The 12,628-nt window shown below is 48.4% G+C and carries 4 protein-coding genes and 2 pseudogenes; all 6 read left to right on the plus strand.

All coding sequences use genetic code 11. From position 1 onward, the window contains the following. Window positions 1–81 precede the first annotated feature (81 nt). The 6 genes and pseudogenes from C0K55_RS00270 to C0K55_RS00290 all read left to right on the plus strand — a co-directional run bounded on the left by C0K55_RS00270 (window position 82) and on the right by C0K55_RS00290 (window position 12,624). Window positions 82–3,903: a WGR and DUF4132 domain-containing protein gene (locus C0K55_RS00270; protein ID WP_105266136.1), complete on the plus strand. Its 3,822-nt coding sequence runs from the start codon at window positions 82–84 to the stop codon at window positions 3,901–3,903. Between the two features lie 12 nt (window positions 3,904–3,915). Beyond that, a pseudogene (locus tag C0K55_RS27070) lies at window positions 3,916–4,062 on the plus strand (WGR domain-containing protein); the annotation flags it as partial. Between the two features lie 1,398 nt (window positions 4,063–5,460). Then, window positions 5,461–6,948, plus strand: a pseudogene (locus tag C0K55_RS27075) (DUF4132 domain-containing protein); the annotation flags it as partial. A gap of 9 nt (window positions 6,949–6,957) precedes the next feature. Continuing rightward, entirely contained in the window at window positions 6,958–10,590 is a 3,633-nt protein-coding gene (yehI, locus tag C0K55_RS00280; RefSeq protein ID WP_105266135.1) for a DUF4132 domain-containing protein YehI, read from the plus strand. A 52-nt stretch (window positions 10,591–10,642) separates the two neighbouring features. Beyond that, window positions 10,643–10,933, plus strand: a complete 291-nt coding sequence (locus C0K55_RS00285) for a hypothetical protein (protein ID WP_038355312.1) — start codon at window positions 10,643–10,645, stop codon at window positions 10,931–10,933. A gap of 602 nt (window positions 10,934–11,535) precedes the next feature. After that, window positions 11,536–12,624, plus strand: coding sequence for an ATP-binding protein (locus tag C0K55_RS00290; RefSeq protein WP_000107245.1), 1,089 nt, complete (start codon window positions 11,536–11,538; stop codon window positions 12,622–12,624). The last annotated feature ends 4 nt before the right edge of the window (window positions 12,625–12,628 follow it).

Below are 12,628 nucleotides of genomic sequence, written 5' to 3' on the forward strand. Positions count from 1 at the left end.
TCTTGCGATTTCGTCTCTCTCTAACCTGCATAAATACTGTTAGCATCTGTATTCGACTGGATAAAAATACAGGGATGCAGAATGAGACAGTTTATCTATCAGGACGAAAAATCACATAAATTCTGGATGGTGGAGCCGCATGGCAACGAGCTGCATATCAGTTGGGGCAAAGTTGGCACCAACGGACAAAGCCAGGTAAAAAACTTTGCGGACGCTGCAGCAGCGGAAAAAGCGGAGCTGAAGCTGATTGCGGAGAAAACGAAAAAAGGCTATGTGGAAGACGCTTCGGCAAATGTGAATCTCCCGCCAGCCACCAAAGCCAGAGTCACTCCTGAAGTTGAAACTCCTCCTGTAAATAAGAATAAATGCCCCTGGCTTGCTGATGATGCGACGATTCCGGTAACTGACGATATTAATCGATTTGCTTTTCCTCATCGCCGCAGGCCGAGAGAAATCGGTTACCTGTATAAAGATGGTGAAATATGGAAGCGCATCGCAGATAACACCAATATGTATCTTCCCTATAAACGGTACACTTCTTATCCTGAAAACTGGCAGCAGGCATTTGCTGAGTTACAAATGCGAATCCAGCAAAACCAAAACTCAGGGAGCTTGCAATCCGATGCCGCATTGCTCTGGCGCTTCTGGCACTCTTATTTTGCAGATGAACTTGTTGATGACTTAGTCGTTCACCGTGGTCTGGAAACTACTGTTGAGATCGCCATCCTGTCTTTGCAACTAATTGCAATATCTAATGAATTATCAAGAGAGTATGAAGTAAATGTGACAACAGATATTGCTCCTGATCTCGAAATTGAATCTCGACCAGACTGGCATCAGCGTCTATGCCATTATCTTTCACTCGCTTCAGAAGATGAGTGGCAACGCTGTGTAGATAAAGTACTTACCGCCATTCCCTCACTCTCCCCAGCACGGCAACCTTTTGCGGCGCTACTGATCCCTGAACGACCGGATATCGCCAATGCTATGGCGCTACGTTATGTAGATCAAAACGTTCCGGCAATGACCTGGTTAAGACTGGTGGTAACCGATAATGCAGCTCTGAGCACAGCGGAAAAATACGACTTCCCACCGTTGTATCGTGATTTTCGCGCTTACCTGGCAATGTTGCTGGCAAATCATGGGATATGCGGTGTAAGCCGGATACTTCTTGAGTTAACGGAAGACCATTCTGACAATCCCACTTATCTCTTCGAGCGCATCAGCGAGACTGAAAATCTTGTCAAATGGTTATGGAAAACGAATCACCCGGATGCGATTCAAATTCTGATCCTTGGTGTAATTGGCAAGAAAAAGCACCTGGAATACTTAAGCAAAGCCTGCCAAAAACATCCCGCTGCGGCTATTGCCGCTTATGCAACTTTACTGGCAATACATGAAGATGCACAGTGGCGTAACGCACTTGTCAAACTGATTACCGCCACGCCAGAGTTGGTATGTGACGTTATTCCCTGGGTTAATGCTAAAGCGGCAGGCATATTATCTGAATGTCGTCCGCAACCTGTGACTGATGAATGTGAATATGCCACTGCGGATATGTTGCCGGAGCTGTTTACCGCTCCACCGTGGGTAATAAATAAGAAAAAGAATGCAATACCCGTATTTGATTTACCGGTGCTTCCAGTTCCTGCCGTCACTGATATCACACCAGGAATTACAGAGTTAATCAGTCATACTGACATATCCAGATTCAGTGAAATCGCGAAATTTCAGGCATCACAGCAAACATTATTTACCGATCTGCCACTAATTGAAAAGGAAAGCTGGGAAACGTCTTTCATCCCTTTAACGCCAGAACAGCAAATCCTTTGGCGACTGGGGTTTAAGGAATGGCGCAGAACCGGAGAAGAACAATACGAAAAAAAAATAATGCCACAAAGCGCAGTTGATGCCCTGTTACGTTTCGATTTCCCCGCGCTGAAAGCAGAGTTTGCGCAATACCATAACAAAGGAAGCAGACACTGGCAGTTGTACGCGCTCTGCTTCCTACCCACTCAGCATGCTATTTATTTTCTTAATCAAATAATTAATGAAGAGCAATTCTCCGGCGAGAGAGAAATTCTGGCGATTTTTGGTGACGCGGCCATTCCTGCGTTTATGAAATGTCTGCAACGTAAGCCACAACAGTTGTGGATATTCACCCTTTTCCTGGGCGTCAGCGAATTAGCATTACCGATGGCGCAGCGATTACAGAAAAAGATGTCTGCTGAAGATGCCCGAAAATGGCTGGTTAACTTCCCACGCCATGCCACCGCCGGGCTACTTCCTGTGGCACTGGGCAAACAAGGAAAAGATCGTGATTGTGCCCGCCAGGCGCTCCGCCTGCTGGTGAAATTAAACCAGCGAGAAACGATTGAGGAAATCGCCCAGGGGTATAATCAACCTGATGTTTTAGCTGCGCTGGCAACATTATTTGATTGCGACCCGCTGGAAGAATATCCCGCAAAAATCGCCCCACTGCCCGGCTTTTATCAGTTCACCTTATGGCGCAGACCACGGCTTAAAAGTAACAACCTGCCTCTGCCAGATGACGCTATGCGCCACCTCGGCACAATGTTGAGCTTTCCTCGCGACATTACCCCCTACGCTGGGCTGGCGATCATCAAAGAAACCTTCACCCGCGAATCACTGGCTGACTTTGGCTGGGATCTCTACACGGCATGGACAGAAGCTGGCGCACCCGCAAAAGAAAACTGGGCATTTACCTCGCTGGGGATTTTAGGCAATGACGACACCGCGCGTAAACTAACCCCGCTCATCCGCGCCTGGCCGGGTGAATCCCAGCATAAAAGAGCTGTTTATGGTTTGGATGTGCTAGCCAATATCGGTAGCGATATTGCGCTGATGTTGCTTAATGGTATTGCGCAAAAGATTAAATTCGTTGCATTACAAGAACATGCCAGCGACAAAATCAACATGGTCGCTGAAAATCGCGGACTGACAATGGCCGAACAGGAAGACCGCCTGGCACCGGATTTAGGGCTTGATATCAACGGCTCGCTGACACTGGATTTCGGCTCACGCCAATTCACCGTTGGTTTTGATGAAACCTTAAAACCCGTCGTGCGCGACGAAAACGGCAAAGTTCTGAAAGATTTACCTAAACCCAACCAGAGTGATGATAAAACACTGTCAACTGACGCAGTTATCCTCTTCAAACAGTTGAAAAAAGATGTTCGTGCTATCGCCAACCAGCAAATTACCCGTCTGGAACAAGCCATGTGCCAGCGCAGACGCTGGACGGCAGAGCAGTTCCGTCTCTTTCTGGTGGAACATCCGCTGATGTGTCACTTAACCCGACGGCTATTATGGGGAGTATATAACGATGAAAACACCCTTATAGCCTGTTTCCGCGTGGCAGAAGACAGCACCTACAGCGATGCACAAGATGAGCTATTCACGCTGCCAGCAGGAAACATCGGTATTCCGCATGTGCTGGAAATTCCCGCTGAATCCGCCGCTGCATTCAGGCAAATTTACGCTGATTACGAACTACTTCCCCCCTTCCAACAGCTCGATCGTGGTAGTTATCGTCTTGCTGATAATGAACGTAGCGCCCACGAACTGACGCGCTGGCAAGGACGTCTTTGCCAGGCCGGTCGCATTGTCGGACTGGAGCGCCGAGGCTGGCAACGTCTGGAAGAAAGCGGCAGCGTTTATGCGATGCGCAAATCTACTCCTTATGGCGATCTCGAACTTGAAACAGAACCTTTTTCATTGATTTACGGCGAAACGGGATATGGCGACCTGCTACCTGTTGAAAGCGTAAAAATGACTTCACCAGGGGAACGCTACAGTACACAGCCCTCGCTCACGTTCTCCGCGCTTGATGCCATCACCGCCAGCGAACTGATTAACGATATTGAATCACTGTTTGATTAAAAGGACTTTGCAATGAAAACCTATATTTATCAGGACGAAAAATCACATAAATTCTGGGCGGTTGAGCAGCAAGGCAACGAGTTGCATATCAGTTGGGGTAAGGTCGGCACCAACGGGCAAAGCCAGGTCAAAAACTTTGCGGACGCTGCGGCGGCGGAAAAGGCAGAGCTGAAACTGATCGCGGAGAAAACAAAAAAGGGATATGTGGAACAAGCGGAGACAAATGCTAAATTAACAGCGGTGTCAGTGAAAAAAGAATCTGTCGCAGCGAAAAAACAGGAAGACACCATAAATGATCATCAGGTAGCGGCGAACAATTTTCCCTGGTTAGCAGACAACGATCCCATTATTCTTCCCCCAAATATTGCTCGCTATGCTCTCAGCCACCGCCTTTGGCCGGGAGATCCGGTAAAAAAACCAACCCAACCTGAGAAACAAAATTTAATTTCTCGGCTGGCAAATCGAACCTACAACTATTATAAGAATCTGACTTTCGATTACAGCTCATGCTCCGATGAATGGAGTAATGCCATCAGTCAGGCAATCAGCTTAATTAATGCACGAAAGCCTGAGATGTCTGCACGTACTATGGCTGTACTTACCTTACTGGAAATTTGTTTTTGTCAAAGCTGGAATGATGAAACCTCATCCGAGTTGTTGGATGAAATTGTAAGCACCTTCGGTATTGAATACGCAACTGAAACTGTCATCTACTGGTGGCAAATTGATTTCGATTTTGATTATAAAAAGGAACATTTGACCTTCTTTATTAATAATTCAGATTACAGCCAGAATAACTATAGAAGGAATAGAGACAACTTTAGTTTACGTCTGCGTAAACATTTATCGCTGACTGAAGAGGAAATCTGGCAAAATTGCATTGCCAAATTACTCGTTGCGTTGCCGCATATATCACTCTATCGCCAGCCGTTAATTGCCATTTTAATACCTGAAATACCCGAAGTGGCCCATGATATCGCACGCCAGTTGCATCAAGTGATGAACATTCCACAACTGGAAATGTTAAAACTTGTAGCGACAGATCCACAAATACTGGAAATATTAGAGCCATATCAGGATACTAATGTATTTGGAAGAAGTTGGTCTGCCACTGTACTGCGAGAACAAGGCATCAAGGCTCTTACTCGCCTGCTTCCCTATGCTGGAGAAGATAATTGCGGTGACGTACTGAAATGTATCAATCATCCGCTGGCTGTTACGGGACTCATAGACGCCGCAGATTATAATAAACGTTGTTATGACCGACTGATAAAAAGTGCCGAAAGTTTTCCTTCTGCCACAATAGCGGCATTAGCCGAAGCATTAATAAAAAATGACGATCAACGTAAACATACTTTGCTGGTTTCACTACTTAATGCAAATCCTTTATTGGTCGAAAAATTAGGCCAATGGCTATCGTCACAAGCTGCGAAATTAGTACATCAATGCCAACAATTGCTGAATAGTCGCGATGAAGATTTCGCAAACTCAGAAATTCTGCCAACGGTGTTAGTCTCGCCGCCGTGGGTGGTTCGAAATAAAAATGACGACAACAGTCCTTTGGCTAAATACCCGGCGAAAATTCCCTCTTTACCGCTATTTTATCAACCTTCGTTATGGACACGCCCGGTACTAAAAAATAGTAGCAAGATATTACCAGATAACGCCCTCCTCCACCTCGGTGAAATGCTTCGCTTCCCTCAGGAAGAAGCACTGTATCCGGGATTATTACAGGTGAAAGATGCCTGTACCCCAGACTCACTGGCTGAATTTGCCTGGGATCTGTTTATCGCCTGGCAGACTGCTGGCGCGCCGTCGAAAGAGAGTTGGGCATTCAGTGCGTTAGGTGTTCTCGGTAACGATGACACCGCCCGCAAACTAACGCCGCTTATTCGCGTCTGGCCTGGCGAATCCCAGCATAAACGCGCCACCGTCGGGCTGGATATTCTCGCCGCTATCGGCAGTGACATTGCCCTGATGCAACTTAACGGTATCGCCCAGAAGCTGAAATTCAAAGCATTGCAGGAGCGGGCAAAAGAAAAAATTGCCAGCATTGCCGAAAGCCGCGAACTGACAGTAGCAGAACTTGAAGACCGGTTAGCCCCGGATTTGGGGCTGGATGATAACGGCTCCCTGCTGCTGGATTTCGGCTCGCGTCAGTTCACCGTCAGCTTTGATGAAACCCTAAAACCGTTTGTGCGCGATGCGTCTGGCAGCCGCCTGAAAGACCTGCCCAAACCGAACAAAAGCGATGATAAAACGCTGGCTGCCGATGCCGTTAACCGCTTTAAACTGCTGAAAAAAGATGCCCGTACCGTCGCCGCTCAACAGGTAGCAAGGCTGGAATCAGCCATGTGCCTGCGCCGCCGCTGGGCAGCGGAAAACTTTCAACTCTTCCTGGTTGAGCATCCGCTGGTTCGCCACCTAACCCGTCGCCTGATTTGGGGCGCGTATAACACCGACAACCAGTTGCAGGCCTGTTTCCGCGTGGCGGAAGATAACAGCTACAGCACCGCTGACGATGATCTCTTCACTCTCCCAGAAGGTGATATAGCGATTGGTATCCCTCACGTTCTGGAAATATCACCGACGGATGTCGCCGCTTTTGGTCAGCTTTTTGCCGACTACGAACTGTTACCGCCATTCCGCCAGCTTGATCGTAACAGTTACACCCTGACAGAAGCCGAACGCAATGCCAGCGAACTGACCCGCTGGACAGGCAGAAAATGCCCGAGCGGTCGGGTGATGGGGCTGGCAAATAAAGGCTGGTTGCGTGGCGAACCGCAGGATGCAGGCTGGATCGGCTGGATGATCAAACCTCTGGGCCGCTGGTCGTTAATCATGGAAATCGATGAAGGTTTTGCTGTAGGCATGTCGCCAGTCGAACTCAGCGCTGAGCAACTCTTAAGCAAATTATGGTTATGGGATGGAAAAGCAGAGAGTTATGGCTGGGGAAGAAATTCTGCACAGGAAGCACTGTTCTCCGTGCTCGATGCCATCACCGCCAGCGAGTTGATTAACGACATCGAAGCACTGTTTGAATAAGGAAAGAACATGAACAAGGAATTACTGTGGCTGGCGGACGACGCGCAACTGGAACTGAAATTTAAAAAAGGCAAAACGCCGCTAAGCCATCGCCGCTGGCCGGGCGAACCGGTGCCCGCTGTCACTGAAAGTCTCATTCAGACATTAGGAGATGAATTACTACAACAAGCAGGCAAGAAGCAAAATATCACCTGGCATTACGATAAATGTTCACTGGAGTGGCAGTCCGCCATCCAGCAGGCGATCAATTTGATTGGTGAGCATAAACCGTCAATCCCAGCCCGCACAATGGCGGCTCTGATCTGTATCGAGAAAAATGATAGCCAGCAATTACTTGATGAAATCGTGCAAAAATATGGGCTGGAATATGCAACGGATGTGGTGATAGCGCGTCAGTTCATTGTACAGAGTTATCATGCTGATCCATCAACAGTGTGTTTAATGACACCGAACGAGAATACGGGCTATGGCTATCGCTCAGAGACTTATAGCAATTTCGATTTTCGTCTGCGTAAACATCTTTCACTGGCAGAGGAAAATTGCTGGCAGCGTTGTGCCGACAAACTCATTGCCGCACTGCCAGAGATCCCCATAGTTCGCCGCCCTTTTATTGCGCTGCTGCTTCCGGAAAAATCAGATATAGCGAATGAGCTTGCCAGCCTTGAAAGCCCATCAACGAGTTTTTACTCAAAGGAGTGGTTAAAGGTCGTTGCTACTGATAATACGGCGGTAAAAAAACTCGAACGATACTGGAGCCTGGACGTATTTAGCGATCGTGAAGCCAGTTATATGTCGCATGAAAACCACTTCGGTTACGCTGCCTGCGCGGCCCTTTTACGCGAACAGGGAATTGCAGCCGTTCCCCGCCTGGCGATGTATGCTCATAAAGAAGACTGTGGCAGCCTGCTGGTACAAATAAACCACCCGCTGGTCATCCGCATCTTGCTACTGGTGGCTGATAAAAATAAACCCAGCCTGCAGCGTGTTGCCAAATACAGTAAAAATTTCCCCCATGCAACGCTCACTGCACTGGCAGAACTTATCGCGCTGGAAGCACCACCTGCTCGCCCCGGTTATCCGATTATTGAAGACAAAAAACTGCCCGCACAGCAAAAAGCACGTGATCAATACTGGCGTAATCTGTTGCAAACATTGATTACATCGCAGCCACAACTGGCAGATGAAGTGAAGCCCAGGCTAAGTACAAAAGCACAAACCGTGCTGAATAGTTTTTTATCCGTGCCGCCGAAATCTGCCATTGATAGCCCTGATAGCAGTGCTCTGCCTGAAATTTTGGTTTCACCTCCGTGGCGTAGTAAGAAAAAATCGCCGCAACCACGTCTTGATTTGGTTCCGCTCGAATTAACGTCACAAGTCTACTGGCAACCGGGCGAGCAAGAGAGGCTTGCCACCACAGAGTCTGCCCGTTATTTCAGCACGGAATCACTTGCGGAACGCATGGAACGAAAAAGTAGTCGGGTTGTACTACAGGAGCTGGGTTTTGGGGATGATGTATGGCTGTTCCTGAATTATATACTGCCCGGCAAACTGGATGCAGCACGCGAATCATTAGTGCTTCAGTGGCATTACTACCAGGGCAGAGTCGAGGAAATCTACAATGGCTGGCATTCTCCGGAAGCAAAATCAGCAGAACAGGCGCTTCGCAGCGGCGACGTTGAAACGTTAATTGACATCTGGGAAAAGGACAATCATTCGCCTTATCATCAGGAAAAGAGTGTCTGGAATCTGTATTTATTGGCACTGCTTCCGCGTGAGATGGCAGTGACTTTCTGGCTGCGTATCAATGAGAAAAAACATCTGTTCGCGGGTGAAAACTATTTTCTCAGCATCCTCGGTTTGGATGCATTACCCGGTCTGTTGTTGGCTTTTTCGCATCGTCCAAAAGAAACATTTCCGTTAATTTTAAATTTCGGCGCTACCGAACTGGCGCTACCCGTTGCTCGCGTCTGGCACCGTTTTACCACTCAGCGTAATCTGGCACGCCAGTGGATTTTACAATGGCCAGAACATACGGCTACCGCACTTATTCCTCTCGTCTTCACCAAGCCCGGCGACAACCGCGAAGCCGCATTACTTGCCCTGCGTTTACTGTATGCACAGGGACATGGAGAATTACTGCAAACCGTGGCAAACCGCTGGCAGCGTGCTGATGTGTGGCCTGCCCTGGAGCAATTGCTTATACAGAAGCCACTGGAAATTTACCCACCACGCATTCCGAAAGCCCCTGATTTCTGGCATCCGACAATGTGGCGCAGGCCACGGCTTATCAATAATAATCAGCTTGTTACCGATGATGCTCTGGAAATTATTGGCGAAATGCTGCGCTTTACTCAGGGTGGGCGTTTTTATAGCGGACTGGAACAATTGAAAACGTTCTGTCAACCGCAAACGCTGGCCGCTTTTGCCTGGGATCTGTTTACCGCCTGGCAACAGGCTGGAGCCCCCGCAAAAGACAACTGGGCATTTCTGGCGTTAAGTCTCTTTGGCGACGAAAGCACGGCACGGGATCTGGCGACGCAGATCCTCACCTGGCCACAGGAAGGAAAATCTGCCCGTGCTGTCAGTGGCCTGAACATACTTACCCTGATGAATAATGATATGGCGCTGATACAACTGCACCATATTTCGCAACGAGCGAAATCGCGCTCTTTACGTGAAAATGCGGTGGAGTATCTCCAGTTGGTCGCAGAAAATCGCGGGTTAAGCGAGGAAGAGTTAGCGGACAGATTAGTCCCAACACTGGGCCTTGATGACCCGCAGGCGTTGATTTTTGATTTTGGTCCACGGTTGTTTACCGTTCGCTTCGATGAAAACCTCAACCCAGTTGTCTACGATCAGCAAAACGTTCGCCAGAAAAGTGTTCCCCGGTTGCGAGCCGATGACGATCAACTGAAAGCGCCCGAGGCACTGGCCCGATTAAAAGGGCTAAAAAAAGATGCCACTCAGGTGAGCAAAAACCTGCTCCCGCGTCTTGAAACTGCCCTGCGCACCACCCGACGCTGGCCGCTGGCAGATTTTCATTCTCTCTTTGTTAATCATCCATTTACTCGCCTGGTTACCCAGCGACTGATATGGGGCGTTTATCTGGCAAATGAACCGCGACATTTACTCAACGCCTTTCGTGTGGCCGCAGAGGGGGAATTCTGCAATGCACAAGATGAGCCAATTGACCTGCCTGCTGACGCTCTGATTGGCATTGCGCATCCGTTAGAAATGTCAGCAGAAATGCGTGGTGAATTTGAACAACTTTTTGCCGACTACGAAATTATGCCGCCTTTTCGCCAGTTGGCGCGGCGCACGGTACTGCTCACACCTGACGAGTCAACCAGTAACAGCCTGACTCGCTGGGAAGGTAAATCCGCTACCGTTGGGCAACTTATGGGAATGCGCTACAAAGGCTGGGAGTCAGGCTATGAGGACGCATTTGTCTATGACCTGGGCGAGAACCGGCTGGTCCTTAAGTTTTCACCCGGTTTTAACCACTACAATGTTGATAGCAAAGCGCTAATGGGCTTCCGTTCTCTTCGAGTGTATCGTGACAATCAATCCGTCACTTTTGCTGAACTCGATGTGTTTGATTTGAGTGAGGCGTTAAGTACTCCAGACGTCATTTTCCACTAACACACAGCGGGTAGTAACAGAACTGCCCGCTGTCTGACAACTGAGAAAATCCATGATCGTGCAAAGTGAACTGGTCGCTATTTACGACTATCAGATTATTGATCCTGAAGAACCCTTTTCCTTCCGACTTGAAATCCATAAATACGCTAAATTATTTACTGGAACGGTCTATCGACTGGAACGATTCCGGCTACGTCCAATATTTAACCAACGTGAACAAGAAGATGCAGACCCGCTAATAAATGATGCGTTGATTTATATAAGAGATGAGTTTATTGATGAGCGAAAATTACGAGGTAAATCACCAGAAACTATAATGGAAATTTTTAATGGTGAACTATAGAATATATTCAACCAGTAAATAGAATAATAGTTTATTAAAGGAGGAAGCGGTATTCCCCCTTAGATGCGTTTCAATTTTCCCGTTACTTCAACAAATCAATCAACCGTAACAGAACCACTAATAACTCCAGTACGGCAATAAGCACGGTTAACTTTTATGTCAGCGTGTCCATCCGCTCTCCTTATTAAGGAGCGCAACACCAGCACCTTACCCTTACACAGCCTGTCGATACTGGTTTACGTATGTTGGTACGAAACGTTGCTCTCCGGATCAGGGCACCGCCTGCGGCACCACCCGTTCGGCAGCCAGGACTTAAAATTGGTCCGATCCGGCACAACCTCCCAACGGGCAGGATTATAAATATCATTCACTGAATTGCAATGGAGTGTGGATATGATTATAATTTATTCGTTGGTGCGAAATATTGCATAATCAGTAACTTATCGTCAAAGTAGTAAATAAAAGAACCTGCCTCACCAGCAGGTTCTTTTATTTACTGTGCTCTGCTTTCCTGATATTTTCCACTCAATCAATTAATGCGTTAAACATTTATTGCGCGTAAAATACCGTTTATTTTATTAATACATTTCAGGGATGAATATATGTCAACGCAGAATAATCTTCTGCAGCGTCCGCCTGCTGCTGTGTTATACGCCGATGAACTGGCAAAATTAAAACAAAATGATAACGCACCTTGCCCGCCCGGTTGGCAGTTAAGTTTGCCTGCAGCGCGTGCTTTTATTCTTGGTGATGAGACGAAAAACATCAGCCGTAAAGTCGTAATAAGCCCTTCTGCTATTGAACGCATGTTAGTGACTCTCGCCACCGGGCGCGGTTTAATGCTGGTCGGGGAACCGGGTACGGCCAAATCTCTCCTTTCTGAATTGCTCGCAACGGCCATTAGCGGCGATGCCGGTTTAACCATTCAGGGCGGCGCATCAACCACCGAAGACCAAATCAAGTACGGCTGGAACTACGCTCTGCTTATCAACCACGGTCCGTCAACAGAAGCGCTTGTCCCGGCTCCGCTTTATCAAGGCATGCGCGATGGCAAAATCGTCCGTTTTGAAGAGATAACGCGTACACCGCTGGAAGTGCAGGACTGTCTGTTAGGCATGCTTTCTGATCGGGTGATGACGGTGCCGGAACTGGCCGGTGAAGAAAGCCAGCTTTATGCTCGCGAAGGCTTTAACATTATTGCCACCGCCAATACCCGCGATCGCGGCGTCAATGAAATGAGCGCCGCGCTCAAGCGTCGCTTCGATTTTGAAACCGTCTTTCCGATTATGGATTTCGCCCAGGAACTGGAACTGGTCGCCAGTGCGTCAGCGCGTTTACTGGCCCATAGTGGCATTCCGCATAGGGTGCCTGACGCAGTACTGGAGCTGCTGGTACGCACGTTCCGCGATCTGCGGGCCAACGGTGAGAAGAAAACGTCAATGGATACCCTGACGGCCATTATGTCCACCGCCGAAGCCGTTAACGTAGCGCACGCCGTGGGCGTCCGCGCCTGGTTTTTAGCAAATCGCGCGGGTGAACCTGCCGATCTGGTGGACTGTATTGCTGGCACCATCGTCAAAGACAACGAAGAAGATCGCGCTCGTCTGCGCCGTTACTTTGAACAGCGCGTTGCCACACACAAAGAAGCTCACTGGCAGGCTTATTACCAGGCTCGCCACCGCCTGCCGTGAGGAA

This window comes from Escherichia sp. MOD1-EC6098, assembly GCF_002965865.1.
GTDB classification, from domain to species: Bacteria; Pseudomonadota; Gammaproteobacteria; order Enterobacterales; family Enterobacteriaceae; genus Escherichia; species Escherichia marmotae.